This is a genomic window from Alcaligenes sp. SJTW-7, assembly GCF_047716895.1.
GTDB lineage: Bacteria > Pseudomonadota > Gammaproteobacteria > Burkholderiales > Burkholderiaceae_B > Alcaligenes > Alcaligenes ammonioxydans.
The window spans coordinates 971919-997281 of the sequence record NZ_CP136682.1; the positions used below are offsets into that span (position 1 = coordinate 971919).

General features: G+C 57.1%; 21 protein-coding genes and 3 tRNA genes. 15 read left to right on the forward strand and 9 right to left on the reverse strand.

Annotated elements, in window-relative coordinates:
• The first annotated feature begins 119 nt into the window (after nt 1-119).
• From pstC to pstB, 3 genes are read left to right on the forward strand one after another with little or no spacing between them, the layout of a single operon-like run.
• A complete protein-coding gene (pstC, locus tag RSQ48_RS04300; protein WP_003802770.1) occupies nt 120-1058 on the forward strand; it encodes a phosphate ABC transporter permease subunit PstC in 939 nt (312 codons plus the stop codon).
• A 12-nt stretch (nt 1059-1070) separates the two neighbouring features.
• Nucleotides 1071-1934, forward strand: coding sequence for a phosphate ABC transporter permease PstA (pstA, locus tag RSQ48_RS04305; protein ID WP_003802768.1), 864 nt, complete (start codon nt 1071-1073; stop codon nt 1932-1934).
• A gap of 33 nt (nt 1935-1967) precedes the next feature.
• Complete coding sequence (pstB, locus tag RSQ48_RS04310; RefSeq protein ID WP_003802766.1) at nt 1968-2747, forward strand: phosphate ABC transporter ATP-binding protein PstB; 780 nt, start codon at nt 1968-1970, stop codon at nt 2745-2747.
• 395 nt (nt 2748-3142) lie between these two features.
• On the opposite strand, the gene RSQ48_RS04315 is transcribed toward pstB, so the two are convergent.
• Both RSQ48_RS04315 and RSQ48_RS04320 read right to left on the reverse strand, forming a co-directional pair.
• Nucleotides 3143-4768: an acyl-CoA synthetase gene (locus RSQ48_RS04315; RefSeq protein ID WP_131071353.1), complete on the reverse strand. Its 1626-nt coding sequence runs from the start codon at nt 4766-4768 to the stop codon at nt 3143-3145.
• Between the two features lie 241 nt (nt 4769-5009).
• The gene (locus RSQ48_RS04320; RefSeq protein WP_003802763.1) at nt 5010-5426 is read right to left on the reverse strand and encodes a hypothetical protein; all 417 of its coding nucleotides are present in this window, start codon (nt 5424-5426) and stop codon (nt 5010-5012) included.
• A 225-nt stretch (nt 5427-5651) separates the two neighbouring features.
• Between RSQ48_RS04320 and RSQ48_RS04325 the strand changes: the two genes are divergently transcribed.
• The 3 genes from RSQ48_RS04325 to RSQ48_RS04335 are packed head-to-tail and all read left to right on the forward strand — an operon-like array spanning nt 5652 to nt 8227.
• Entirely contained in the window at nt 5652-6200 is a 549-nt protein-coding gene (locus tag RSQ48_RS04325; RefSeq protein WP_003802760.1) for a PepSY domain-containing protein, read from the forward strand.
• Nucleotides 6201-6203: 3 nt separating this feature from the next.
• Nucleotides 6204-6869: a response regulator transcription factor gene (locus tag RSQ48_RS04330; protein ID WP_003802758.1), complete on the forward strand. Its 666-nt coding sequence runs from the start codon at nt 6204-6206 to the stop codon at nt 6867-6869.
• Complete coding sequence (locus RSQ48_RS04335) at nt 6866-8227, forward strand: sensor histidine kinase (protein ID WP_003802757.1); 1362 nt, start codon at nt 6866-6868, stop codon at nt 8225-8227. Before RSQ48_RS04330 ends, RSQ48_RS04335 begins: the two co-directional genes overlap by 4 nt.
• 127 nt (nt 8228-8354) lie before the next feature.
• Here the strand turns inward: RSQ48_RS04335 and RSQ48_RS04340 are convergent, their stop codons facing one another.
• On the reverse strand, nt 8355-8756 hold the full coding sequence (locus RSQ48_RS04340) for a DoxX family protein (RefSeq protein WP_003802754.1): 402 nt from the start codon (nt 8754-8756) through the stop codon (nt 8355-8357).
• 83 nt (nt 8757-8839) lie between these two features.
• On the opposite strand from RSQ48_RS04340, the gene RSQ48_RS04345 reads away from it, so the two are divergent.
• Nucleotides 8840-9565: a transporter substrate-binding domain-containing protein gene (locus RSQ48_RS04345; RefSeq protein WP_003802752.1), complete on the forward strand. Its 726-nt coding sequence runs from the start codon at nt 8840-8842 to the stop codon at nt 9563-9565.
• Here the strand turns inward: RSQ48_RS04345 and RSQ48_RS04350 are convergent.
• Nucleotides 9549-10454, reverse strand: coding sequence for a LysR family transcriptional regulator (locus RSQ48_RS04350; RefSeq protein ID WP_219235745.1), 906 nt, complete (start codon nt 10452-10454; stop codon nt 9549-9551). The genes RSQ48_RS04345 and RSQ48_RS04350 overlap by 17 nt on opposite strands.
• Nucleotides 10455-10551: 97 nt before the next feature.
• On the opposite strand from RSQ48_RS04350, the gene RSQ48_RS04355 reads away from it, so the two are divergent.
• A complete protein-coding gene (locus RSQ48_RS04355) occupies nt 10552-10992 on the forward strand; it encodes a PACE efflux transporter (RefSeq protein ID WP_039943594.1) in 441 nt (146 codons plus the stop codon).
• A gap of 100 nt (nt 10993-11092) precedes the next feature.
• Here RSQ48_RS04355 and RSQ48_RS04360 read toward each other — a convergent pair.
• A tRNA-Pro gene (locus tag RSQ48_RS04360) sits at nt 11093-11169 on the reverse strand.
• A gap of 284 nt (nt 11170-11453) precedes the next feature.
• Between RSQ48_RS04360 and RSQ48_RS04365 the strand changes: the two genes are divergently transcribed.
• The 3 genes from RSQ48_RS04365 to RSQ48_RS04375 are packed head-to-tail and all read left to right on the forward strand — an operon-like array spanning nt 11454 to nt 14023.
• On the forward strand, nt 11454-13082 hold the full coding sequence (locus RSQ48_RS04365; RefSeq protein ID WP_131071357.1) for a flavin monoamine oxidase family protein: 1629 nt from the start codon (nt 11454-11456) through the stop codon (nt 13080-13082).
• A complete protein-coding gene (locus RSQ48_RS04370; RefSeq protein ID WP_240209021.1) occupies nt 13079-13495 on the forward strand; it encodes a c-type cytochrome in 417 nt (138 codons plus the stop codon). Before RSQ48_RS04365 ends, RSQ48_RS04370 begins: the two co-directional genes overlap by 4 nt.
• A gap of 6 nt (nt 13496-13501) precedes the next feature.
• Complete coding sequence (locus RSQ48_RS04375; RefSeq protein WP_230406260.1) at nt 13502-14023, forward strand: DUF421 domain-containing protein; 522 nt, start codon at nt 13502-13504, stop codon at nt 14021-14023.
• A gap of 57 nt (nt 14024-14080) precedes the next feature.
• On the opposite strand, the gene RSQ48_RS04380 is transcribed toward RSQ48_RS04375, so the two are convergent.
• From RSQ48_RS04380 to RSQ48_RS04390, 3 genes are all read right to left on the reverse strand, one after another.
• Nucleotides 14081-14157 (reverse strand) — tRNA-Pro (locus RSQ48_RS04380).
• A gap of 59 nt (nt 14158-14216) precedes the next feature.
• Entirely contained in the window at nt 14217-16106 is a 1890-nt protein-coding gene (locus RSQ48_RS04385; protein ID WP_240209022.1) for an LTA synthase family protein, read from the reverse strand.
• Between the two features lie 242 nt (nt 16107-16348).
• The gene (locus RSQ48_RS04390) at nt 16349-19906 is read right to left on the reverse strand and encodes an indolepyruvate ferredoxin oxidoreductase family protein (RefSeq protein WP_415302183.1); all 3558 of its coding nucleotides are present in this window, start codon (nt 19904-19906) and stop codon (nt 16349-16351) included.
• Between the two features lie 127 nt (nt 19907-20033).
• Here RSQ48_RS04390 and RSQ48_RS04395 point away from each other — a divergent pair, with 127 nt between their 5' ends.
• The gene (locus tag RSQ48_RS04395) at nt 20034-20987 is read left to right on the forward strand and encodes a LysR family transcriptional regulator (protein WP_202801533.1); all 954 of its coding nucleotides are present in this window, start codon (nt 20034-20036) and stop codon (nt 20985-20987) included.
• A gap of 6 nt (nt 20988-20993) precedes the next feature.
• On the opposite strand, the gene RSQ48_RS04400 is transcribed toward RSQ48_RS04395, so the two are convergent.
• A complete protein-coding gene (locus tag RSQ48_RS04400; RefSeq protein ID WP_230406261.1) occupies nt 20994-22235 on the reverse strand; it encodes a phospholipase A in 1242 nt (413 codons plus the stop codon).
• 327 nt (nt 22236-22562) lie between these two features.
• Between RSQ48_RS04400 and RSQ48_RS04405 the strand changes: the two genes are divergently transcribed.
• The 3 genes from RSQ48_RS04405 to RSQ48_RS04415 all read left to right on the forward strand — a co-directional run bounded on the left by RSQ48_RS04405 (nt 22563) and on the right by RSQ48_RS04415 (nt 24999).
• Nucleotides 22563-22639 (forward strand) — tRNA-Arg (locus RSQ48_RS04405).
• Nucleotides 22640-22975: 336 nt separating this feature from the next.
• Nucleotides 22976-23284, forward strand: coding sequence for a DUF485 domain-containing protein (locus RSQ48_RS04410; protein WP_003802727.1), 309 nt, complete (start codon nt 22976-22978; stop codon nt 23282-23284).
• On the forward strand, nt 23281-24999 hold the full coding sequence (locus RSQ48_RS04415) for a cation acetate symporter (RefSeq protein WP_003802726.1): 1719 nt from the start codon (nt 23281-23283) through the stop codon (nt 24997-24999). Before RSQ48_RS04410 ends, RSQ48_RS04415 begins: the two co-directional genes overlap by 4 nt.
• Nucleotides 25000-25363: the final 364 nt, after the last annotated feature.

Here is a 25363-nt window from a genome sequence, read left to right on the forward strand (position 1 = left end):
GAACGCACAGCGCGTGACCTTATCGGTTTGCCGGACCTGTCCAGCCCTGGCTGTTACAGAATCCATAAATCGGTTGCAGTGCGTTTGTCCCATTCCGGCCTGACCCTTCATCTGTCTACATGAAATCAAATCAGAACGCCTTTATGGACGGCATTTTCAAGAACATGACGCGCTCGTTTGCGTTTCTCGTGTTCATTTTGCTGGCTGCCATCTCTATTTCCCTGATCTATGGAAGCCGGGAATCCATTGCCGAATACGGTTTCTCTTTTCTCTGGACGAATAATTGGGATCCGGTCAATAACGAATATGGCGCATTGGTACCTATTGCCGGTACCTTGCTGACCTCTTTTATCGCCCTGTGTATTGCCGTGCCAGTCTCGTTCGGGATTGCCATGTTCCTGACGGAACTGTCGCCGGCGTGGTTGCGTCGTCCCTTGGGGACGGCCATTGAAATGCTGGCTGCCATCCCGTCCATTATTTATGGCATGTGGGGCCTGTTTGTCTTTGTGCCCCTGTTTCAGCGCTATGTTCAGCCTGGCCTGATCTCCTTTTTTGAGGGGGTGCCCGTGCTGGGCCAGATCTTTGCGGGTCCTCCCTTCGGCATCGGTGTGTTCACCGCGGGGCTGATTCTGTCAATCATGGTGATCCCCTTCATTACCGCGGTGATGCGTGACGTGTTCGAGCTGGTTCCTCCCATGCTCAAAGAGTCCGCCTATGGTTTGGGCAGCACTACCTGGGAAGTGATGTGGCGGGTGGTTCTGCCATTCACCAAGAACGGGGTGATTGGCGGGATCATGTTGGGTCTGGGGCGCGCATTGGGTGAAACCATGGCCGTCACCTTTGTGATTGGGAACTCCTTTAACTTGCCCAGCTCGCTGTTTTCGCCCTCGAACTCGATTGCATCGGCACTGGCCAACGAGTTTAACGAAGCCGGTGGCATGCAGAAATCCGCCTTGCTGGAGCTGGGTCTGATCCTGTTCCTGATCACCACGGTTGTGTTGGCGATCTCCAAGCTGCTCTTGTTGCGTCTGGCCAAGAACGAAGGCACCTCGCGCTAAGGATCACCTACCATGTTTGATAAAAAATCTGCAATTAGTCTGAGCAACCCGATCTACAAACGCAGGCAGGTATTTAACCGTCTGATGCTGGGTGTGTCTTTTGCTGCCTTGATCTTTGGCCTGTTCTGGTTGTTCTGGATTATCTGGACCCTGATCGAGAAGGGCAGCAGTGCCATGGCCTGGTCCCTCTTGTTTGAAAGCACACCGCCTCCGGGTGGCGAGGGGGGGCTGCTCAACGCCATCGTCGGCAGTGTCATGATGGCTGGCGTCGGTACCCTGATCGGCACGCCTATTGGCATTCTGGCCGGGACCTATCTGGCCGAGTACGGTCAGCGCGGCTGGCTGGCCCCGGCGACCCGCTTTCTGAACGACGTGTTGTTATCGGCACCGTCCATCATTATTGGTTTGTTCATCTACGCCGTGTACGTGGCTCAGGTAGGACACTATTCGGGTTGGGCCGGTTCTTTGGCTCTGGCCATTCTGGTGATCCCCGTAGTGGTGCGCTCTACCGACAATATGCTGATGCTGGTCCCCAATGGCCTGCGTGAAGCGGCCGCGGCACTGGGCTGCCCCAAGTGGAAGATCGTGATGTCCATTTCCTACCGAGCCGCTTTGCCCGGTATCGTGACGGGGGTTCTTCTGGCCGTCGCGCGGATTGCGGGTGAAACGGCTCCCTTGTTGTTCACTGCCTTGAACAACCAGTTCATGTCCATGAATATGAACGCGCCGCTGGCCAACCTGCCAGTGGTCATTTTCCAATATGCTGCCAGCCCCTTTGAGGACTGGAACCGTCTGGCCTGGGCAGGTGCGGTGTTGATTACCTTGCTGGTGTTGGGTATCAATATCCTGGCTCGAAGCCTTTTCCGCCAAAAATAACGTTTTCACGGAGCGCCCTAGTCGGCCAACGCTATGAGTCAAATTATTACCTCCGACGAATCGACCAAGATTGAAATCCGTAATCTGAATTTCTTCTATGGCAAATTCCATGCCCTGCGCAATGTGAACATGTCTATCAAGGAAAAGAAGGTCACGGCCTTTATCGGACCATCCGGTTGCGGTAAATCCACCTTGCTGCGCACGCTGAACCGCATGTACGAGCTGTATCCCGGCCAACGTGCTGAAGGCGAAATCCTGCTGGACAATGAAAACCTTCTGACCTCCAAACAGGACATTTCCCTGATCCGTGCCAAGGTGGGCATGGTGTTTCAGAAGCCGACGCCGTTTCCCATGAGCATTTATGACAACGTGGCCTTTGGCGTGCGTTTGTTCGAACGCCTGAGCAAAGGTGAAATGGATGAGCGTGTGGAATGGGCCCTGTCCAAAGCCGCATTGTGGAATGAGGTGAAAGACAAGCTGCATCAAAGCGGTAACGGTTTGTCCGGTGGTCAGCAGCAGCGTCTGTGTATCGCTCGCGGTGTGGCGATCAAGCCCGAGGTTCTGTTGCTGGACGAGCCCTGCTCGGCGCTGGACCCTATTTCCACGGCCAAGATTGAAGAGCTGATTGCCGAGCTGAAAACCGATTACACCGTGGTCATCGTGACCCACAATATGCAGCAGGCTGCACGTTGCTCGGATTACACCGCCTACATGTACCTGGGCGAGCTGATGGAATTTGGTGAAACCGACCAGATTTTCGTCAAACCAGCCCGCAAGGAAACCGAAGACTACATCACAGGTCGTTTCGGTTAATCAGACACGGGCAGATCCCCTTGCCTTGGTGGCATGGACGAGCGTCTGTGCCACCGCCCCCTGCCTGTAGATTGCACAAGGGCTTTCCGTCTGAGCAACACCCCATGCATTGGATACGCATCCAGTTATTGGGGTGTTTCTTTATGGGGGAAGGAGAGGGGCAGACCCCGGCAACAGCCTAAAGCAAGGTCTCAACAGGGGCGTTCAGTCATGCTCGCTTCGCGCTTAAACGGGAGCCCTGACGTGCGCAGAGAGAGTCGGCCTCATGAGTGGGCTGGGCTTGCGTCAGGAAGCTCACTGCTCAGTGACCTGTTCCGTGCTGACACGGTAGGTAAGCAGCGTCGGGCTCAGGCGAGCGCTCATCGAGGATTGGCGATCGCCCGGCACCCGTGCGGCTATTGGCTTAATTTGCGTAATGCGTGGCGAATGACCTTGCCGGTGGTCGTCATGGGCAGGGCATCCACAAATTCAATCAAGCGGGGATACTCATGCGCTGCGACCCGTCGCTTGATGTGCTCCTGAATTTCCTTGATCAGATTCTGTGATGGTTCGACGTCCTCTTTGAGGACAATAAAGGCCTTTACGACTTCGGTGCGTTCCGGGTCGGGTACTCCGATCACGGCCGCCATCGCCACTGCCGGGTGCCCCATCAGACCATCCTCAATCGGGCCAGGGCCGATTCGGTAGCCGGAGCTGGTAATGACATCGTCGTCCCGGCCCACGAACTGGATATAGCCGTGCTCATCCTGCGTGCCTTTATCGCCGGTCAGTAGCCAGTTTCCTACAAATTTTTCTTTAGTGGCTTCAGGTCGCTGCCAGTAACCCAGAAACATGACTGGGTCAGGAGCCTGGACAGCAATATGGCCTTCGACACCGGCTTTTTGAATTTGCCCCTGGTCATCCACAATCGCCACCCTGTGGCCGGGCACGGGCTTGCCGATTTTACCTGCCTGACCGGGAAACCAGGCCGAGCAGGAGGACACGATCATATTGCACTCGGTCTGCCCGTAGAACTCGTTGATGGTGATACCCAGTTCCTGTTTGGCCCAATCCAGCAGTTGTGCGCCCAGTGACTCTCCGCCGCTGGCAATGGACCGCAGCTTCAAAGGCCATTGTTCGCGCGACCACTGGCTGCGGCGCAGCATTTTTAGGGCAGTAGGCGGCAGGAAGGTATGCGTTACACCCTGTTCGGACATCAACCTCCAGGTCGCCTCGGCATCGAACTTGGGAAAACGGTATGCCAGCACAGGGATACCGTGATGCCAGGCGGGCAGCAGGACATCGAGCAGGCCGCCAATCCAGGCCCAGTCAGCGGGTGTCCACATCAGCCCCTCGCCTGTGGGCAGGAAGTTGTGGGACATTTCCACGCCAGGCAAATGCCCCAGCAGGACCCGGTGGGCATGCAAGGCTCCTTTGGCCGACCCCGTGGTGCCGGAGGTGTAGATCAGCAGCGCCGGGTCGTCGGCGCGAGTAGTCAGTGTGCGCGGTGCTGGCTCAGGATGGGTGTGAATGGCGTGCCACAAGGACAGAGCCTGCTCCTGATCTTGCTGGCTGTCAGTCTGATAAAGATGCTTGAGCTGCGGCAGATGTTCGCGCAAAGGCAGTACCGTTTCCAGACCCTGTTGATCGGTAATCAATGTGCTGGCGCCCGAGTCATTCAAGCGATAACGCAGGGCCTCGGTGCCGAACAGGGTAAATAAAGGCATGGCGATGGCGCCAATCTTGTAAGTCGCCAAGTGAGCCAGGGCAGTTTCCAGACCTTGAGCCAGGAAAATGGCGATTCTATCGCCGGGCTGAATGCCTTGTGCCTGCCAGGCGGCCGCCAGGGAGTCGGACCAGGCCTTGAGCTGATCGAATGTGTAGCGTTTGACCTGCCCATCGGACAGTTGCTGGATCAGCGCCAGGCGCCCGGAGCCATCGGCCCACTTGTCGCAGGCATCATGGGCAATATTGTAGTGTTCAGGAATGGACCAGTGAAATTCCGAGTAGCTTTGTGAATAGGCAGAATCAGCAGACAGCATGAGAGGCACTTTTCCCGTAGGTAAGACAGACCTTCATCCTAACGTCTTGTGCGGGATGACCCTATCGGTACTAGCCAGTAGACACGAGAAACGGCGCTGGGCAGGCGCCGTTTCTCGTTCCGCTTTTTTTGCGATTAGAGCAATGACAAAGGACAAGCATCGATGGTTGAGGCTAGCCCTGTGTCGCGAGTCGCCCGCGCGGAGGGGGACGTCAGGGGAATCATGCGATTTGCGGGTGGTTTTAGCTCTTTTGCTGCTCGCTGGCAGGGGTTTGAGTTTGTTGACCCTTGCCATCGCGATGGCCGCGGCGGTGCTGGCCATCAGCTTTGCGCTCGACCACGGTGAAAGCACCGTTTTCACCTTCAGAGCGAACCCGGACCACTTTGCCGTCTTTATCCACGACCATGGCCATAATGCGATCGCCCCGCTGATGCAGGCTGCCCACCTTGGTATAGCCGGCCTCTTTCAGACGCTGGTAGGCCGGACCGATATCGGTGACTTCGTCGGCCGTCAGCGGCTTGTGGTCGCGGGCCTGGCGAGTTTGTTTCTGGGTGCTTTGCGTTGGGGCCGCGCCCGTGGTTTCTTGAGCGATGGCAGCGGTGCCGCCCAACAGACTTGCGCTCACTACCAGGGCAGAAAAAAGGGACATACGTTTCATATAAAGCTCCTTCATGTAATCAACAAGTAGTGCTGTCAGATTCCTGGGTAGCTTCCTTTTAAGAGGGAAGATGTGTGTGTCCTGTCAGCTTGGTGCCCATTATGGACAAGGGGCTCTGAATCTAAACTGAAGTTGCTGTTCATGTTATGTTCATCCGCAGCTTGCTATATAAGGGGGGGGTGACTTTTTTGATTCCTCTTTTTTGTTCTGCACGTACCGGTTCGTATGACCTCCATTAAACAGTCCGCACTGCTGATGTGTCTGGCCGCCGTTTGGGCGGCTGTGGCGCCTGGGGCGGCGGCTCACGCTCACGACTCTTCCGCCTGCGACCGTCAGAAACGGCAAGGCGTGCCCGCGTGGGACAGGACGGAGCATTCGGATTGGTCAGGGCATGATTATCTGGGCGATGACGATTGCCTGCGCCGTTTGCCGGCCGCTCCCCCCGCACCCGCAGCACCGCCTCCCAATGAGCGTTTTGGTCCCAGTCCCTACTGGCCACCGGGCCCGGCCTATCGGGGGCATGACCAGGCGCGTGAAGCGGTGCGTCGGGGCGAGGCTTTGCCACTGCGGGAGGTCTTGCGCCGGGTTCGGGAAGATTATCCGGGGCGGGTGCTGCGCGTGCAGTTTGAATATGACGAGCGTCTTGAACTATGGGTGTATGACTTGCGCATGCTGGTCGATGACAACCGCCTGTTGCGCCTGAAAGTGGATGCCTTGAGTGCCGAAGTGCTGCTGGTGCGTGGGGTCAAGCGTTCTCATTCGAAAGGACATTGAATAATGCGGATACTGGTTGTCGAAGATGAACCGACCCTGGCGGGGCAGTTGCAACAGGCTCTGGAGCGGGCGGGCTATGCCGTTCAGGTCGCTCATGATGGCGAGCAGGGTCATTATCAGGGTGAGGTGGAAGCTTTTGATGCGGTGGTGCTGGACCTGGGTCTGCCTGGCATGGATGGCGTGTCGGTGCTGCGGCGTTGGCGCGCCTCGGGCCTGACCATGCCCGTGCTTATTTTGACCGCCCGTAATGACTGGCATGACAAAGTCGAGGGAATGGACGCGGGCGCAGACGACTATGTTGCCAAGCCCTTTCACATGGAAGAGCTGTTAGCCCGCATTCGCGCCTTGCTGCGCCGTGCCGCGGGACAGGTGAATCCGCGCTTGCAACTGGGCCAACTGGAGCTGGATGCGCGTTCGTCTTCAATTACCTGTGCAGGCATGGTGCTGTCGCTGACCAGCCATGAATATCGCTTGCTGGCTTTCATGATGCACCATCCTGCCCAAGTCCTGTCGCGTACCCAACTGACCGAGCATATTTATTCGCAGGACTTTGAGCGCGACTCCAACACCATCGAGGTGTTCATTGGCCGTCTACGCAAAAAGCTGCCGCCCGGCTATATCGAAACCGTGCGCGGCATGGGCTACCGTTTGGTAGACCCGCAAGCATGATTGCCGGGCGTGGTCGGGCCACCCTGGGCTCCTTGCGCAGCCGGCTCTTGCTGGGAACCCTGGCCTGGATCTTGCTCAGTATCATTCTGGCCGGGCTGGGGCTGAACCGTTTGTTTCAGGACCATGTGTATCGCCAGTTCGAGCAGCGTTTGCAGACTCATCTGGACCAGATCATGGCAGACGTCAATCTGGACGCGGCCGATGGTGTCACTTTGCAGTCGCGCCTGAGCGATCCCTTGTTTGAGCAACCTTATTCGGGCATGTACTGGCAAATTGCCCGGCGCGAGGCCGGCAGCCCGCAATGGACGGTGGCTTTGCGCTCGACCTCCTTATGGGATGAGGCCCTGGATGTGAACGCGCCCGATGCGCCCGGGGGCGTGTTGTCTTTGCCCGGCCCGGAAAAGCAGCGCTTGGTGGTGTTGCGCCAGGAGCTGGACGAGGTTAACGACAAGGGCCAAAGCCTGCAGATCATGGTGGCAGGCAACCGGGAGCTGCTGGCCGAGCCCTTGGCCCGTTTTGAGCGGATTCTGTTCCTGTCTCTGGGCGGTTTGGCCGTGGGTCTGATTTTGGCGGCCATCTTGCAGGTGGTGCTGGCCTTGTATCCCTTGCATCTGTTGCGACGCCGTTTGCTGGATGTGCAGGAAGGGCGCGAACCGCAAGTCAGCGGCAATTTTCCTAGCGAAATTCAGCCCTTGGTGGACGATTTCAATGCAGTGCTCAGTGCGAATGCAGGCATGGTGGACCGCGCACGGGCTCAGGCTGGCAACCTGGCCCATGCCGTCAAAACCCCGTTGACGATTATGGGCAACGCTGCTCAGGCGCACGATCCGCATCTGGCAGCATTGGTCAGCGAGCAAGTGGCCTTGGCCCAGCGACAGGTGGACCACCACTTGTCGCGGGCAAGGGCTATGGCGGTACGCGCCATTGGTGTGCGTACGGATGTGTCGGCCTGCCTGCAGTCCCTGTGTCGGGTGATGGGGCGTTTGCATAGCGACAAGCAGATCCATCTGAATCTGCCTGATCAGGAACTGCTTTTTAAAGGCGAGGAGCAGGACCTGCAGGAGATGGCCGGGAATTTGCTGGATAACGCCTGCAAGTGGGCGACGCAGAATGTGTGGTGCCAGGTGTGGCAGCAGGACAATGTGCTGCATCTGGTGGTGGAAGATGATGGCCCCGGCCTGGACCCGGAGCAACTGGAGCGTGTGTTTGGCCGTGGTCAGCGCGCAGATGAACGACACCCCGGTTTCGGTTTGGGACTGGATATTGTCCGTGAGCTGGCGCGCAGCTATCAGGGCAAGGTGCAAGCCAGCGCATCGGAGAAGGGGGGGTTGCGGCTGGATTTGACCTTGGCGAGTTAGGGCAGGAAGTGGAGGTGGTTCGCGGATGGAGTGGCGGGTGCGGTCAGGGCTAGGGGGCGGTACTAATCACCCATGAAAAACGCCCGGCGAAGCGGGCGTTTTTTAAAGATCTGACCTCAGGCCAGCATTAGTTCCACGGGCCAGCATCGCCGCCCAGGCTGTAGCGTCCGGCACCAATCAAGCCTACGGTCAATGCGCCGATCAAGAACATGCCTTGTAGCTCCAGAACCCAGATGCCTTGGGCGTTAAAGCTGCCGATCTGGTTGCTGTGGGCCAGGAGCAAGGCAATAAGCATGTTCATGGCTACAATCAAACCGCCTGCACGAGCATAAAAGCCCAGGATCATCAGGACAGGAGCAATCACTTCGCCTATGTACACGCCCCAGGCCAGAAAGCCGGGCATATTATTGGCGATCAGCATTTTTTCGATGCCTCCAATGCCATAACGTATCTTGGCAACGCCGTGCAGCAGGATCAGTACACCGACCGTGACACGCAGCAAGAGTTTTCCAAGGTCATCGCGAGACATAGAGACGCTCCATTCATGTTGTGGGACAGCAAGGTGCGTTATTGTAGAAGACCGGGTTCTTAAAAGTATGACGGAGCATTTACATGACACAAAAGCAGGCTGTCGCAGCAGAACTGGCCCCCAGCGGGGTTTTGCGTGTTGCCATGAATTACGGCAATCCCGTCCTGGCCCAGCGCGGTGCCCATGAGCAGTCCCCTAAAGGTGTTTCGGCGGATCTGGCTCGCAGTGTGGCTCAGGAGCTGGGCCTGCCGGTGCAGTTCCATGGCTATGATGCAGCCCAGGCCGTGGTTGAGGCGGTGTACCGTGACGAGTGGGATCTGGCCTTTCTGGCGATTGATCCCAAGCGTGCGGAGAAGATCCGCTTTAGCGAGGCTTATGTGCATATTGAAGGCACGTATCTGGTACGCGAGGAGTCTGCCTTTCAGACCGTGGACCAGCTGGATCGGCAGGGCGTGTGCATTGCGGTGGGCAAAGGCGCAGCCTACGACCTGTTTCTGAGCCGACATTTGAACCACGCAGATCTGGTGCGGGCGACAACCTCTGCCGATGCGATTGACCTGTTTGTAGAGCAGGAACTGGATGCCGCTGCCGGTGTGCGTCAGCCTCTGGAGCGCTATGCGCGTTCCCGCAGCGGTTTGCGTGTATTGCCCGATAGTTTCACCGTCATTCGTCAGGCCATGGCGGTGCCATCGGAACGTACGCTGGCCCATGCCTGGATCGAGGCTTTTATTGCCCGGCAGAAAAAAGAAGGGATGGTGGCGCAGTTTCTGGCGGACAGTGGTCAGGCCAACGTCACCGTGCCGGAGTAGGGTGAAGGCGGGTGTGGAGCGCGTTTTGCAGCGCCTGCCTGAACAGGGCTTGAGCCTTGCCGGCTTCCTGACCCTTGGCTTGCAGCAGATAAATGGGCAAGTCCAGGCCATTGCTGCCCGTTGAAAACTGGATTCGTGCCAAACGCCCAGACTTCAATGAGGGACCCAGGCACGACAAGGGAAGATTAGCCCATCCCAGCCCCCGTTCCACCAGTTCCAGTGTCATGGCCAGACTATCCGTTTTCCATTGACGAAGGCTGAGCATGGATCGGTCTTTGCCGGTGTCGTTCTGCGGGCTGCTGATCACGATTTGTCTGTGGGCTTTCAACTCTTCCAGCGGGCGGGGGCCATTTTGCAGCAGGGGATGGCCGGGCGCAGCCACTGCGCTGATCGTTTCGGTCCACAGGGACTGAACAATTCCCACACTTTCCAGCTCCAGTCCGCCATAGGCAATGCACAAGTCCAGCTCGCGTTTTTTCAAGGCCTCGATCAAGGTGTCTTGCGCTGCCGTTCGCAGTTCGATGTCCAGGCCGGGATAGTGTTGCTCCAGAGCTTGCAGGGCGGTCAACGCGGGCTTGGGGTCGACATCACAGACCAGGCCCAGGCGCAAATAGCTTTCCAGACCTCCCGACAGTTCCTGCAGGTGAAGGCGTAAGGCCTGAAGGCGGCTGGCGATCAGTCTGGCATCGGGCAGCATGGCCAGCAGCTCGGCGGTGGGGACGGGTTCTCGACGGCTGCGATCAAACAGGGTCAGGTCCAGCTCTGCCTCCAGATTGGCGATGGCCATACTGACGGCGGACTGGGTGCGCCGCAACGTCCGTGCTGCTGCGGAGAAAGAACCGTGCTCCACCACGGCTAACAACAGTTCAAGATGGTCACTGGTAAGCATGGCTAAATCATCAGAAAAATTGATGGAATCTGACTTTTTCTAAAAGCTGTACTGCGGATAATCATGCTTTCTACGGTTTTAAGCAAGGATGTGTATCGTGCAGGGATGGAAAAGAAGAGTGGTGTATATCGGCCTGTTTGAATTGCTGGGCATGATGGTAGCGGCGACGGTCCTGGCTCAGTTAAGTGGCGCGGGGCCCATGCAAAGCGGTGTGCTTTCGTTCATGATCAGCACTTGCGCGGTAACGGTAAACCTGTTCTACAACATGATGTTTGAGGCCTGGGAGCGTCGTCGTCATATACAGGCTCGTACGTTCTGGCACCGGGTAGTGCATGTGGCCGGTTTCCAGCTTGTGCTGGTGTCCTTGCTGATCCCCTTAATCGCCTGGTGGCTGGATATCAGCTTGTGGAAGGCGTTTTTAATGGAGGCGGTATTGCTGGCGTTCTTTCCGCTGTTTGCCTTTTTCTATAACTGGGCATTTGATTGTATTTTTGGTCTGCCCGATTCGGTCGGCCTGAGCCCCAGCCAGACCCGCTAAGGACAAAAAGCTCCTATCCCCGTGGTTAAGGTGGGACAAGGCTTAAGAGAACCAAAACAAAAAGGCCTTGCAGATTGCTCTGCAAGGCCTTTGAATTTTTTGGTCGGGGCGGCGGGATTCGAACTCGCGACCCTCTGGTCCCAAACCAGATGCGCTACCAGGCTGCGCTACGCCCCGACTAAGAAAAAAATTATAGCGTGTGAGAGTGAACTTGGCAAGCAAATGAGTTCTGAGTACGTAAGAAACCAAGGGTGACAGGGGGTCAGTGAACCTTGAGTGCGGTAAACGTATGTTTCTATTGAGGGATTAACTATTTTAGGTGCTTATAGTTAAGTGGCAATTTGATAACAAAGCAAGGTGTTCTTTGTTGTTTTCCATAGGGGCAGCATTCATGCACCGGGGGTAGATAAAAAAGTTGGGGGTGAATGCTGCTCATCATTTTTCCAAGAGGAGAACGCACGATGAGCCAAGTTTCACAGGGTGGGAGACTGACACGACGACACTTTCTGACCATGGTTGGGTACGCTGCGGGTGGCGCAGCGATGTATCAAGCCATGATGCGCCTGGGGCATGCCGCAGAGGGTAGTTATGACGGGCCGATTCGCCTGGAGGGTAAACCCAGGCCCGGGACCTCTGTCGTCATTCTGGGAGCGGGTCTGGCCGGTATGGTGGCCGCGTTAGAGCTGCGCAATGCCGGCTATCAGGTCAAGATTCTGGAATATCGCCACAAGGTCGGGGGACGCAACTGGACCTTGCACGGTGGGGACAGCTATACCGAGTTGGGGGGCGCCAGGCAGGATGTCAAGTTCGACAAGGATCAGTACATCAACCCTGGTCCGTGGCGCATACCCTTCCATCACCGGGCCTTGCTGGACTACTGCAAGCGGCTCAAGGTCAAGCTGGAGCCGTTTATCCAGTACAACTACAACGCTTATCTGCATAGCAAAGACCACTTCAATGGCAAGCCCCAGCGCTTTCGCCACATTCATGCAGATTTTCAGGGGCAGGTCTCCGAGCTTTTGTCCAAAGCCATCCATACCCACTTGCTGGATGCCCCCTTGTCCACAGAGGATCAGGAGAAATTGCTGGAAGCCTTGCGGAGCTGGGGCGCGTTGGACAAGAACATGGCGTATGTGAAAGGCCATACCAGTTCCGAGGTACGTGGTTTCGAGCGTGATCCGGGAGGTGGCCTGCATGCTCAACCCGAGTTTTCCGAACCGTTGAAGCTGGCTGATATTGTGCGCTCCAGCGTTTGGCACAATATGGGTATTCATGATTTGTACGAGTTCCAGCAGACCATGTTTCAGCCGGTCGGCGGCATGGATCAGATTGGCGCTGCGTTTGGTAACGAGCTGGAGGGGCTATTTACGTTTAATGCCAAGGTCACGGCCATCAAACAGAACGATGGCAAGGTGACGGTCGGCTACAAGGATCAAATCACGGGCCGTGAGCACACCGAAATGGCCGACTGGTGTGTCTGCACGATTCCCTTATCCATCCTCAGCCAGATTGATCTGGATGCCAGCAAGGCACTGCATGCTGCCATCGATGCTGTCCCTTATGCCCCTTCAGTCAAGGTCGGACTGCAGTTCAAACGCCGTTTCTGGGAGGATGACGAAGCGATTTATGGAGGTATCAGCTACACCGATTTGCCGATTACACAGATTTCCTACCCGAGCGCGGGCATGATGGCGGGCGGAAAAGGTGTTTTGCTGGGCGGTTACATGTTCGGGCCCAGCGCGGTGGAGTGGACGTCGCTCAGTCCGGAGGATCGGATCAGGAAAGCCGTGGAGTATGGCGCGCAGATTCATCCTCAGTACAAGGACGAGTTCGAGAGCGGGGTGGCCGTAGCCTGGCACCGCGTACCCTGGACACTGGGTTGCTACGGCATGTGGACGGATCAGACACGGGCTGCTCATTACGAGAACTTGTGCCAGATTGATGGTCGCCTGGTCCTGGCCGGTGAGCACGCCTCTTATGTCAACGCCTGGCAGGAAGGGGCCGTGCTGTCGGCCCTCAATGCCATTACCCGCCTGCACAGTCGGATTGTGGGCGAGCAACACGCTGATTCCCAAGGAGGGCAGTCATGATGATACGAGCACTCACGGTTTTTCTGGCTTGGGGTCTGATGAGCGCCAGTCATGCTGATACGGCAGTAGTGGGGGGCGATAAAGTGGTATTTACCCAGACTAGCGGTCAGGAAATTTATGAGCAAGTGTGTGCTTCCTGCCATATGATCGATGGCAAGGGCGCTCAGGGGGCCGGAATTTATCCGTCTTTGTCCCAGAACCCGAAACTGGGCGCACCTGCCTATGTGGTGTTTATGGTGAATCAGGGAAACAAGGGTATGCCTGGTTTTGGTGGTGTGCTCAATGACGAGCAGATAGCCAAGGTCGTCAATTACGTGCGCTCCCATTTGGGTAACGAGTTCAATGACACGGTCACGACCAAGGAGGTGGCCGCGCAGCGCCCCAAGGAGCATCAGTATTTCGACCTGAACTAAATATGGATGGTTGACGCTATGCAGGCGATGGGTTGGAGCACGGTCTTTGCTGTGGAAATCCCCGTGATGGAGTCGGTGTTGCGGGGCACCGTGGTTTATTTCGTTCTGTTTATTCTGCTGCGCCTGGCGGGGCGGCGTGAGCTGGGGTCGTTAGGCGTTGCCGATCTGCTCATACTTTTGTTGATTGCCGATGCCAGCGGCAATGCCATGACGGGAGGCAGCAACTCCTTGACTGACGGCTTGCTGGTGGCGGCGACGATTGTAGGGTGGGGATTTGTGGTCGATTGGCTGATGTATCAGTTTCCAGCGCTCAACAAGCTGGTTACACCCCGCAAAGTGTGTGTGGTCAGGGATGGGCAGTACCAGTGGCGGAATATGCGTCGGGAGTTTGTGACCCGCGACGAGATTCTCAGTGAAATGCGGCTGGCTGGCATCAAATCGCTCGATGAGGTCTGCGCCGCGTACATTGAGCCCAATGGCAAACTCAGTTTCTTGAAGGCGGAGCCAACTGAGACGGGTCCAGGGTAAAAGCCAAGGGCCGCAGGCAATAAAAAAGCACCGTTAAACGGTGCTTTTTTAAAACAGTGGTCGGGGCGGCGGGATTCGAACTCGCGACCCTCTGGTCCCAAACCAGATGCGCTACCAGGCTGCGCTACGCCCCGACTAAAGACAAGCATGATAGAACGAATAGCGGAGACGGTCAAGCCCCTGCTGGCAATTTTCAGCGTTTTTGCAGATGGGACAAGGTGTAGGCCTGGGCGTGATACGCCCAACTGGGCCACAGCACATGGGCCAGGGCTTCTCGGGCCAATGTCTCATCAATCTGTTCCAGCGCTTCGTACTTGTCGGGTGCGGTATAGCGATATTGGCAAGGAGGCAGATGGGGCATCAGCACGGTCAGAATGTCGCCTTTCAGATAGCCGTAATTCTCGAAGTACTGCATCATGGCCCGGTCGCACTCTTGACGGGTCAGGTCGCGTCCGATCATGGGGTGCTCACTGTCAATACCCATTAAAGACAGCAGGGTGGGAGCCAGATCGATCTGGCTGATAATGCGTTCGTCCTGGCGCTGGGGAACGCCGCCACCCAGAATCAGGGCAGGAATATGAAAATGGCGCAAAGGCACCAGGTTGGCGCCGCCTACGCGAGAGTCATGATCGGCAACAATGAGAAATACCGTATTGTCCCAATAGTCTGATTCGCGCGCCTTGTTAAAGAAGTCGCCAATGGCCCAGTCGGCGTACCTTACGGTATTTTCGACGGTCGCGGGATCTCCCTCTACCGGAAAGCGCCCCGCGGGGTATTCCCAAGGTGAGTGGTTGCTGACGGAAAAGGCCAGTGTCAAGGTAGGCTGCTCCTTGTCCTGACTGAGCAGCTCGTGCAGCTTGTTGAACATGTCCTCGTCGCTGGCGCCCCAGGTGCCTACAAACTCAGGAGACTCGAAGCTGGATTGCTCATACAGCTCATCAAAGCCGTTACCCAGAAAAAAGCTCTTCATATTGTCGAAGTGAGCTTCGCCACCATAGATGAAGCGCGAGCGGTAGTTGTGTTCCTTGAGCAATTGGGCCAAGGTAAAAAAGCGGGTTTGTGAGCCGGGCAGGCGTAAGACCGCATCGGCCACCGTAGGGGGGAAACCGGCTGACACGGCTTCCAGGCCGCGTACTGAGCGAGTCCCGGTGGCATAGGCACGTCGAAAGTTCCAGCCCGTTTGTGCCAGCTTGTCCAGTTCGGGCGTCAGATTGGCCCCGCCCAGATTGCCGACATACTGGGCTCCAAGGCTTTCCTCCACAATCAGGACCAGATTAGGTTTGCGTGAGCGGGTTTGGCTGGGCGTTTGACGATGCAGCGTGGGCAGGCTCTCGGGGCCGACCGGCAAGGCAGCCGCATCACACACGATCTGGTTGATTTCTGCTGGGTCCATGCCGCCGTAAATATCCTCGGCAGAACGCTCGTTTTTCATGCTGTAGATAGCGTAGGCCACGTTGTACAGTGAATTGAGTGGCAGCGTGTTGAGCATGCTGTCGCTGCTCCAGGCTACCGAGGAAGGGTTGATGGGGCGGTGCGCCAAGGTACCGCGTATGGCCAGCGCGCACAGGGCGGCTCCCACCAGCATCCAGATGGGGCGCAGCCACCAGCTCATTACCGGATCGGGGGATACCTGCCCGAAGATGGCCCAGCCTGAATACACAATCAGGCCCAGTCCGATCAGGGCGATGCCGATCATCAGTCGGTAGCCTTTCCACAGCATGCCCACCACTTCCTGCGGGTGCTTCAGATAGTCCACATACAGCCGGTTGGGGCGTGTGTCGTACTCAATGATGAACTGGGGCGTGGACACTTCCAGCAAGGTCAACAGGAACCAGGCGAAGGTAAACCAGACGGCGGCGACCGTCGTCATGAGCGGATAGTGTCCCACCCAGGGGGCCAGCAAGACCACGGGGGCGCTCAGGGCGGCAATCATCAGGGCATCAATGCGCAGGCCGCCAATCAGGATAGGCAGCAGGCCACCGGCTTGGCGTACACGTGGCCATTGCCACAATGCGAAGGCCAGCCGAAAGGCGGTCAGCAAGATCAGGGCTGAGGGAACAAATACATAAACTAGATGGCGCATAAGAGTGGGGTCCTGAATCGACCTGAGAGCCACAGGTGGCGGCACGGGCATCGAATTGCACGATTGTATGTCAGTTTGCCAGGCAAGCCATGGGGTGGCGGGGCTTCATACCCTTAACGGCAGGGGACGGTGCCTGTGTGACTGGGGAGTGCCAGATAAAAAAAGCAGCTCGCCGGAACGGACAAGCTGCTGTCAAGGAGGAGACAAAAGAGCCGGCCCCGCGCTCAGGGCCGGCTGCGGGTTCAGGCGACGCGCTGGCTAGGTTCCGTACGCGCACGGAACTGGCTGCGCTGTTGTTCGCGCAAGGCGTAGGCTTTTACCTGGCCCGCATCCTTGACATGACCATAGCCTCGGATCAGGTCGGGATAGTTGAGCCAGCGCAGAGCCACTTCCAGATTGTCTGTATCCAGGTGCGCACTGACCTCATTCAGGTCGGCCAGATAGTCCTGAATGTTTTGGCGCTCCTGACGACGCTCCTGGGTATAGCCAAATACATCCAGCGCGGTTCCCCGTAAACCTCGCAAACTGGCCAGAATCTTGAACAAGTGGCGGGTTGACGGGCCAAACTTGCTTTTGACGGGCTGGCCCTGACTGTTTTTGCGCCCCAGCAGCGGAGGGGCCAGATGGTACTGAATCTGGTAGTCCTTGCCGGGTTCACCTGCAAATTGCGCTCGCAGCTTGTCCAGAAAGGCCGGGTCGGTGTAGAGACGGGCCACTTCGTACTCGTCCTTGTAGCTCATCAGCTTGGCCAGTTGCGTGGCCGCGATACGCGTCAGCGGCAGTGTCTTGTCCTGGTCCAGACGCGACTCGCGTTCCATGATCGGCTTGAGGGCGTCGCGATAACGTTGGGCCCAGGCCGGGTTCTGGTAGGCGCTCAGATGCGCTTCCATACGCTTGATCAATGCCTGCACGCTTTCGGGAAAGGTGACCGCGCGGGCTTTGGGCGTGGCCCCTTCCATCAAGGTTTCTATGCCTTTTTCTGCAGCAAGACGACCCCATTGGAACGCTTCGCGGTTGGCTTTGACGGCCACTCCGTTCAGTTCGATCGCGCGTAGCAGACTGTCCATGTGTAGTGGAATCCAGCCGCGCTGAAAGGCATAACCCAGCAAGATCGGGTTGGCATACAGGGCGTCTCCCATGACATGTACCGCCAGGGCGTTGGCGTCCAGATAGCGGATGTCTTTGCCTACGGCGTTCTCAATGTCCGTGCAGGCGGTTTGCAATGGAAACTTCCAGTGTGCATTGCCGATCAGATCCGAGGTCGGGCTGGCCGCCGTATTGATAATGGTGTGCGTGCGGTCGCGGCTGACCCGACTCAGGACGTCGGTAGAGGCGCTGACCAGAGCATCACTGCCAATCAGCAAGGACGCCTCGCCGGTTGGAACACGGGTGGCATGCAGTTGATCGGGGCGGCGCGCAATTTGCACATGGCTCAGGACGGCACCGCCTTTTTGCGCCAGACCTGCCATATCCAGAACGCTGACCCCTTTTTGTTCGATATGTGCAGCCATGCCCAGCAAGCCACCGACAGTCACCACCCCGGTGCCGCCAATGCCAGCGATCAAGATGCCGTAGGTTCTGTCCAGGTCAGGCAGTTTGGGTAGGGGCAGGTCCGCCAGATTGAAGGACTCCAGGGAACGACCCTGGGCCTCGGGTTTGCGCACTTGCGCCCCTTTCAGCGTGACAAAGCTGGGGCAAAAACCGTTGACGCACGAAAAGTCCTTGTTGCAGGAAGACTGGTTGATACGACGCTTGGAACCCAGGGGGGTGTCCAGAGGTTCGACAGACAGGCAGTTGGATTTGACCGAGCAGTCACCGCAGCCCTCACAGACCGTGTCATTGATAAAGGCCCGCAAGGCCGGGTCCGGGTACGTTCCCTTTTTGCGGCGACGGCGCTTTTCGGTCGCGCAGGTCTGGTCATAGACCAAAATAGTGGTACCCGGTATTTCGCGCAGTTCGCGTTGGACGCGGTCCAGTTCATCGCGGTGATAAACCGGCGGATTGCCCGCCAGAGTGACGCCCTTGAATTTTTCGGGCTCATCGGTCACCACGACAATTTTGCGCGCGCCCTCGGCATGTACCTGGGCGATGACGTCTGTGACCTTCAAAATGCCATCGACAGGTTGACCGCCCGTCATGGCCACTGCGTCGTTGTACAGAATCTTGTAAGTGATATTGGAGTTGGCGGCGATGGAGGCGCGAATAGCCAGGATGCCGGAATGAAAATAGGTGCCGTCGCCCAGATTGGCGAAAACGTGCTTTTCGTCTGTAAAGGGTTGCTGGCCAATCCACGCGACCCCTTCACCTCCCATATGACTGAAAGTGGACGTGCTGCGATCCATCCAGACGGTCATGTAGTGGCAGCCAATACCGGCCATGGCGCGGGAGCCTTCGGGCACGCGCGTGGAGGTGTTGTGCGGACAACCCGAACAGAACCAGGGTTTGCGCTCGACACTGACGCGGGGCATGCGGGCCTCGCGGTCCTTGGCATCCAGAATCGCCAGGCGGGCTTGAATGCGGGCACGCAATTCCTCGGAAATATCCATGGTGCAGAGCCGACGGGCAATAGCGCGCGCAATAATCGCCGGAGACAGTTCGCCTTGCGGGGGCAGCAGCCAGGGGGAGCGCGATAGCGACCACTCGCCGCCGCCGTGTTCGGTCTCGTCAAACTTGCCGTAGACCTTAGGGCGTACATCATCGCGCCAGTTGTACAGTTCTTCTTTCAGGGCGTATTCCAGGATCTGGCGTTTTTCTTCTACCACCAGAATTTCGGTCAGACCTGTTGCGAACTGGCGAGCATCCTGGCCGTCCAGAGGCCAGATACAGCCTACTTTGAACAGCCGGATACCCAGCTCGGCACACAGCTCGTCAGACAGGCCCAGATCGGCCAGGGCCTGCCGCGTATCCAGGTAAGCCTTGCCGGCAGTCATGATGCCAAAGCGGGCGTCGGGCGAATCAATCTCGACGCGGTTCAGCTTGTTGGCGCGCACATACGCCAACGCGGCGTACCACTTGTGATTCATCATGCGGGCTTCTTGTGCCAGCGGTGGGTCTGGCCAGCGGATATTCAGGCCGTCGGCGGGCATGTCCTCGATTTCGGGCAGGACAATGTTCAGGCTGTCCGGGTCCAGATCCACCGAGGCATTGGATTCCACTACTTCGGTGACACACTTCAAGGCAACCCACAGGCCCGAGAAGCGGCTCATGGCCCAGCCGTGCTGGCCAAAATCCAGATATTCCTGCACGTTGGCCGGGTATAGCACCGGGATGCCTGCCGCGGCGAAAACGTGATCGGACTGATGGGCCACCGTGGAGGATTTGGCGCCGTGGTCATCGCCGGCCAGTACCAGTACTCCGCCGTAGCGTGAGCTGCCTGCCGAATTGGCGTGTTTGAAGACATCCATGGAGCGGTCCACGCCTGGGCCCTTGCCATACCACATGGCAAAGGTGCCATCGAAGCGGGCGCTGGGATACAGATTGGTCTGCTGGCTACCCCAGACAGCAGTAGCGGCCAGATCTTCGTTCAGACCGGGCTTGAACACGATGTCGTGTTCCTTGAGATGTTTGCTGGCCTGCCATAAAGCCTGGTCTACGCTCCCTAATGGGGAGCCCCGGTAACCAGAGATAAAGCCGGCCGTGTTCAGGCCTGCGCGCCGGTCACGCTCTTTTTGCAGCATGGGCAGGCGCACCAGAGCTTGGGTTCCGCTCATATAGGCGCGCCCCTTGGTGACGGTGTATTTGTCATCCAGGGACACGGATTCCAACATGGCCTTGTAAGGTTTGTTGAGAGGGGCATTCATGAGTTTGTCTCCTGCAGGAAGAAAGGTTTTCGTGCAAGTTGTTTTAGTTTGTGCTTTAGTCTAGGGCAGCTTTTTGTTATCGTAAAATCAAATTTACGAGTACCTGATATCTGAAAAACGGATGGCTATGAAACACGAAGTGACCTTGCGGCAGTTTCGTTATTTCATTGCGGCCGCTGTCAGCGGACAGTTCTCCGCGGCCGCTCAGGCCGAGAATGTCTCGCAGTCGGCGATCAGCAATGCAGTCCAGAGCCTGGAGCGGCAGTTGAATGTGGCGCTGTTTGAGCGTTTGCCGCACGGTGTGGAGTTAACTCCGCAAGGGCAGGCGTTTTTTCATCATGCCCATCATGTGATTGATGCCGTCAGTGATGCGCTGAATCACGCCGATTTGCGGCGTCAAAATATTGAAGGACAGATTCGGGTGGCGGCTGGCTACACGGTTCTGGGCTATTTTCTGCCTGACCTTATCAGTCGCTTCAAACATAGCTACCCCAATATCGATATCGAGCTGGTGGACATGGAGCGTCCCGAAATGGAAGCGGCCTTGCAAAGCGAGCGCATCGATCTGGGGGTAGCGATCTTGTCCAATATCAGTGATCTGGCCATGTACGGGCATCATCGACTGAGCAGCTCCCGTCGTCGTTTATGGGTGTCGGACCAGCATGCCCTGGCCAATGAGTCCAGTGTGTCCTTGGCGCAAATCAACCACTACCCTTATATTTTTCTGACTGTGGACGATGCGGATGCGGCCGCCAGGCGTCATTGGGGCAGCCCAGGCTTTCCGGAGCGTGTCGCCATGCGCACGCGCTCTTTGGAAGCCGTGCGGGGGCTGGTGGCTTATGGTTTCGGGGTGACGATTTTGTCGGATATGGTCTATCGTCCCTGGTCACTGGAGGGCAAGCGCATCCAGGCCATCGGCATTCACGATCCGGTGGAGTCTGTGGAGGTGGGCTTGTTGTGGCCGAAAGAGCGGGAGCCCGAAGGACTGGTCGCCTTGTTTCAGCGCTTTCTGATTCAGGCCTGTGACCACGATATGGCCCGCGCCGGCATGGGGAGCCGACGCGGTGGGGGACTGCTGTAAGGGATCTTAGGGTACCAGAGCCAGACCGATGCGAAATTGTGAAGAGCGGTCACGGTAGCCCAGCATGGTTTCTGCATAGCCAGAGAAGTATTGGCCGTAGATATAACCGTTCATGTTCAAGGGGGTACGGTTCAGTGGCCAGGCGATCGAGAACTCATGTGTATTGCGGCTGCCAGCCCCTTTGTTGTACATGCCCGACAAAACCAGCCCGTTGTCCTGAGCGTAGCGCAGCTTCCAGTCATAGCGACCCCGATAGTGCGCCCAGTCGGCGTTCTCGCCCATGAACACATAGTGTTTGATACGGGGGGCAAACGTCAGGGTGGCACCGTGGTCAAAGCGGTAATTGAACTCAGGCTGGATAAAGACCTCGTTCATGGAGCGGGAATCGTCGCCTGACTTGCCGTTGGAGGAGTGCTCATACCCGCTTGCCAGGCCCATGAACAGGCGTTTTTGCTCGGACTCCCAGATGGAGTCTTTACGCCAGAACAGGCTGGGGCGGTAGGTGGTGTCGACAAAGGGCTTGGAGTCAGCATGCAAATCCCACAACGCGGTTTGGGTATAACCAATATAGAAGTGGTCGTAGAATTTGGGGTTGCTCGGGTCTTGGGGCGAGTGCAGGCGGTATTTGAAGCTTAGCTGGAAGCGGGCATTGTTGCCGCCTTTGTTGCCGACAATAAAATAGGTCGGGTCATGGGCCGAGATGGCATTACTGAAGTTTTCAAAGCTGGAGTTGGCAGGTTTGAGCCCTTGTCCGCTGATGATGGCGGGCCCTTCGGGCTGAGCGCCCGCAGCGACGGCCTGAGCGTAGGGCAGGGCAGGATCGACGACTCGTGGGTCGTTTCCGGCGCCTGCATTCACGACCGCGCCATTGGCTGGCTGCGAGGTAATCGGGCTGCGGGCCTGCGGATTGGTGTCCAGAGCCAGCATCACGCGCTCACCTTCAATATTCACTGCTTGCAGGCCCGTCAGCCCATTGGGGACCACGGCGCGCCAACTGTAAGCGGTGAAGTTGTTGGTGGGGATGGAGGCTCGGGGGCGGGCATTGACCAGTTCAGCCAGACTGCGGATCACGTTACCCTTACCGTCGCGCCACTGCAAAACCAGGTTGCGTGGGGCGGTCCAGGTCATCAGACTGCCTGTGTCGTTGTAGACGATGGCGTCAATATTGACGCTTTCGCCCGAACTGGCCTGCACTTGGCGCAACTGGTAGGTAATACCTGCCTGTGCGGTATTCAGAATTGCGCTCAAGATAAAAAGAGGGGCCGATAGTATTAAAGAGTGCTTGCTTAGTTTCTTTGTGGTCGGCATGAAAAAGAGTCCAGGAAAACGGGTTAATCCGTACACGACTGTACCATTTAGGATTAAAAATACTACTTATAATTGTTTTTCTTACAGTATTGACACTCAGATGAGCTTGCGGCTTATCTAAAACCGCTTTTCAGGCTAAAATACTTGATTGTCTTTTGTAGCCGCTATTTTCTCAACAATAGGGCTGAAATAAATCCTTGTTCATACAGGACTTTTATTTCGAGACAGTGCATCGCCTGATCGTGTGGGTGATGCCGCCATCACCTGGCGGGTGTAGCTCAGTTGGATAGAGCACAGGCCTTCTAAGCCTGGGGCCGGGGGTTCGAACCCCTCCACCCGCGCCAACCTTACCCTTTTCCGTGCACAGTTTGTCCCTTTCCGGTCTGGATCGGGGGCTTGTGGCTGCTCGTGTCAACGGGGTCGTTATTTTCTCCAACCCCATGTTGCATAAGGAATATGACCGACTTTATGGCGATTTTTTCTGGAGGGCATTTAGTCTGTCCTAGGCATAACCCTGAGGAGACGCAGTTAGTAAGTATGGTGTAAGTGTCGAGCTCTAATGTTCACCGCATAGACGTCGGCAGGCGTCTTCATAACGCCGTTTTCAGCCTGTGAGGGCTGGGTCGGTTCAATAAGATACGCCAGCGAACAAGGCGTTCAGAACAATGCGGAGACAAACTATGCAAGACCCCCTTGTAGGTCGGATTACGGCCAATCCTCGCTATCAAAAACTGGTCAAGACCCGGCTGCGGCTGGGCTGGATACTCACCATCGTCATGCTGGTGGCTTACTACAGCTATATCGGCATTATTGCGTTCGACAAGGAGCTGTTTGCCACACGCTTGGGTGAGGGCGTCATGACCCTGGGCATTCCTATCGGTTTTGGCGTGATTGTGTTGGCAATTGTGATTACGGGCATTTATGTCTGGCGCGCCAATACCAAATTCGACCAGATGGCCAAGGAAGTGCTTGAGGAGGTGCGTAAATGAAGCGTTCCTATCTTCGTTCCGGCCTGGCTCTGGGGCTGTTGCTGGCCAGTCCTGCCTTGTGGGCAGCGGGTGGCGATCTGGGCGAGCTGCAAAAGCAGGCGACCAACTGGACGGCCATCGGTATGTTCGCCGTCTTTGTGCTGGCGACGCTGTGGATTACCAAATGGGCGGCAGCGCGCACCAAGTCGGTCTCGGACTTTTATACGGCGGGCGGCGGCATCACCGGCTTTCAAAACGGACTGGCCATTGCCGGTGACTATATGTCCGCGGCGTCCTTTCTGGGTATTTCCGCTGCGGTGATGATCAATGGCTATGATGGCCTGATCTATTCCATCGGTTTTCTGGTGGGCTGGCCCATCATCACGTTCCTGCTGGCAGAAAAGCTGCGTAATCTGGGTAAATTCACCTTTGCAGACGTGGCAGCCTATCGTTTCCGCCAAGGCCCCATTCGTGCCTTTGCGGCGTCCGGCACGCTGGTGGTGGTGCTCTTTTACCTGATTGCCCAGATGGTGGGTGCAGGCCAGTTGATCAAACTGCTGTTTGGTCTGGAGTATTGGGTTGCCGTGGTGCTGGTGGGTGTGCTGATGATGGTTTACGTGCTGTTTGGCGGCATGACGGCCACCACCTGGGTACAGATCATCAAGGCGGGCCTGCTGCTGTTTGGCGCCTCTTTTATGGCCATCATGGTTCTGGCGCAATATGGTTTCTCGCCAGAAAAGCTGTTTGCCGCGGCGGTTCAGGTCAAGACCGAGGCCGCGCTTGCTGCCGGCAAGGATGCTGCTCAGGCGGCGACCATCGGCCAGGCCATCATGGGCCCGGGCAATTTCATCAAGGACCCGATCAGCGCGATTTCCTTTGGTATGGCCCTGATGTTCGGTACGGCAGGCCTGCCGCACATTCTGATGCGCTTTTTTACGGTGCCTGATGCTAAGGAAGCACGTAAATCCGTGTTCTGGGCAACCACCTGGATCGGTTACTTTTACATCCTGACCTTCATCATTGGCTTTGGCGCAATCGTGCTGGTGTCGACCAACCCCCGTTTCCTGGAAGTGGGCGGCGACCTGATTGGTGGCTCCAATATGGCTGCTGTGCACCTGGCTGATGCGGTCGGTGGCGATGTATTCCTGGGCTTTATGTCGGCCGTCGCCTTTGCCACGATTCTGGCCGTAGTGGCGGGCTTGACCCTGTCGGGTACGTCGGCTGTGTCGCATGATCTGTATTCCACGCTGATCAAGAAAGGCGAAGCCAGTAATGAGGAAGTCATGCGCGTGTCTCGTGCAACCACCCTGGCGCTGGGGGTGATTGCGGTGTTGTTGGGCATTATTTTCGAGAAACAGAACATTGCTTTCATGGTGTCACTGGCCTTTGCGATTGCCGCCTCGGCCAACTTCCCGGTCTTGTTCCTGTCCATTTTGTGGAAAGGATGTACGACACGTGGCGCCACGATAGGTGGGTTCCTGGGCCTGGTCGTGGCCCTAGTGCTGACGTTGCTCTCCCCCTCGGTATGGGAAGCCACTTTGGGCAATCCTGCCGGCTCCGCGCCCTTCCCATACGCGTCGGCAGCGTTGTTCTCCATGCCATTGGCCTTCCTGGCAATCTGGTTCTTCTCGATCACTGATCGTAGTCCGCGTGCCGAGATTGACCGTGCTGGTTTCGAGGGGCAGTCCGTGCGTTCCGAAACGGGTGTGGGAGCAGAAGCGGCTTCTGCGCATTAAACCTTCCTGCCAGACCGGGCTGAATGCCTGTGTCTGGCGGCCTTAGCTGGTTTTGTGGGTGTAAGAAAAACCGGTAGGTGAACGACACCTCAAAGGTTGGCGACCTGTCCAACTTTTGGGGTGTTTTTTGTTCGATGTGCGATGCACGCGTCAAGTCGGGCGCGGTAAAGCGCTATTGAAGCGACTGGGCGATGACTGAACGCAATGCGGCCCTGGCGATACGATTGCAACCATGCGGGTCCCAAGCTCAAGCCTCGATCCCAAGCCCAACCGACGACACCCAAACCCAGAACCCGACGGAAAGACCTGGGCTGGGTGTCATGTCACGGCAAGGCCCTTGACGCTGAGTTTGATTTGAGCCGCA

Excerpts from the sequence above, each read along its gene's own strand:
- RSQ48_RS04365 (WP_131071357.1), top strand. The coding sequence starts at position 11,454 with ATGAGCCAAGTTTCACAGGGTGGGAGACTGACACGACGACACTTTCTG.
- RSQ48_RS04320 (WP_003802763.1), bottom strand. The coding sequence starts at position 5,426 with ATGAAACGTATGTCCCTTTTTTCTGCCCTGGTAGTGAGCGCAAGTCTG.
- RSQ48_RS04325 (WP_003802760.1), top strand. The coding sequence starts at position 5,652 with ATGACCTCCATTAAACAGTCCGCACTGCTGATGTGTCTGGCCGCCGTT.
- RSQ48_RS04385 (WP_240209022.1), bottom strand. The coding sequence starts at position 16,106 with ATGCGCCATCTAGTTTATGTATTTGTTCCCTCAGCCCTGATCTTGCTG.
- RSQ48_RS04395 (WP_202801533.1), top strand. The coding sequence starts at position 20,034 with ATGAAACACGAAGTGACCTTGCGGCAGTTTCGTTATTTCATTGCGGCC.
- RSQ48_RS04350 (WP_219235745.1), bottom strand. The coding sequence starts at position 10,454 with ATGCTTACCAGTGACCATCTTGAACTGTTGTTAGCCGTGGTGGAGCAC.
- RSQ48_RS04390 (WP_415302183.1), bottom strand. The coding sequence starts at position 19,906 with ATGAATGCCCCTCTCAACAAACCTTACAAGGCCATGTTGGAATCCGTG.
- RSQ48_RS04335 (WP_003802757.1), top strand. The coding sequence starts at position 6,866 with ATGATTGCCGGGCGTGGTCGGGCCACCCTGGGCTCCTTGCGCAGCCGG.
- pstB (WP_003802766.1), top strand. The coding sequence starts at position 1,968 with ATGAGTCAAATTATTACCTCCGACGAATCGACCAAGATTGAAATCCGT.
- pstC (WP_003802770.1), top strand. The coding sequence starts at position 120 with ATGAAATCAAATCAGAACGCCTTTATGGACGGCATTTTCAAGAACATG.
- RSQ48_RS04330 (WP_003802758.1), top strand. The coding sequence starts at position 6,204 with ATGCGGATACTGGTTGTCGAAGATGAACCGACCCTGGCGGGGCAGTTG.
- RSQ48_RS04370 (WP_240209021.1), top strand. The coding sequence starts at position 13,079 with ATGATGATACGAGCACTCACGGTTTTTCTGGCTTGGGGTCTGATGAGC.
- RSQ48_RS04345 (WP_003802752.1), top strand. The coding sequence starts at position 8,840 with ATGACACAAAAGCAGGCTGTCGCAGCAGAACTGGCCCCCAGCGGGGTT.
- RSQ48_RS04375 (WP_230406260.1), top strand. The coding sequence starts at position 13,502 with ATGGTTGACGCTATGCAGGCGATGGGTTGGAGCACGGTCTTTGCTGTG.
- RSQ48_RS04315 (WP_131071353.1), bottom strand. The coding sequence starts at position 4,768 with ATGCTGTCTGCTGATTCTGCCTATTCACAAAGCTACTCGGAATTTCAC.
- pstA (WP_003802768.1), top strand. The coding sequence starts at position 1,071 with ATGTTTGATAAAAAATCTGCAATTAGTCTGAGCAACCCGATCTACAAA.
- RSQ48_RS04415 (WP_003802726.1), top strand. The coding sequence starts at position 23,281 with ATGAAGCGTTCCTATCTTCGTTCCGGCCTGGCTCTGGGGCTGTTGCTG.
- RSQ48_RS04340 (WP_003802754.1), bottom strand. The coding sequence starts at position 8,756 with ATGTCTCGCGATGACCTTGGAAAACTCTTGCTGCGTGTCACGGTCGGT.
- RSQ48_RS04410 (WP_003802727.1), top strand. The coding sequence starts at position 22,976 with ATGCAAGACCCCCTTGTAGGTCGGATTACGGCCAATCCTCGCTATCAA.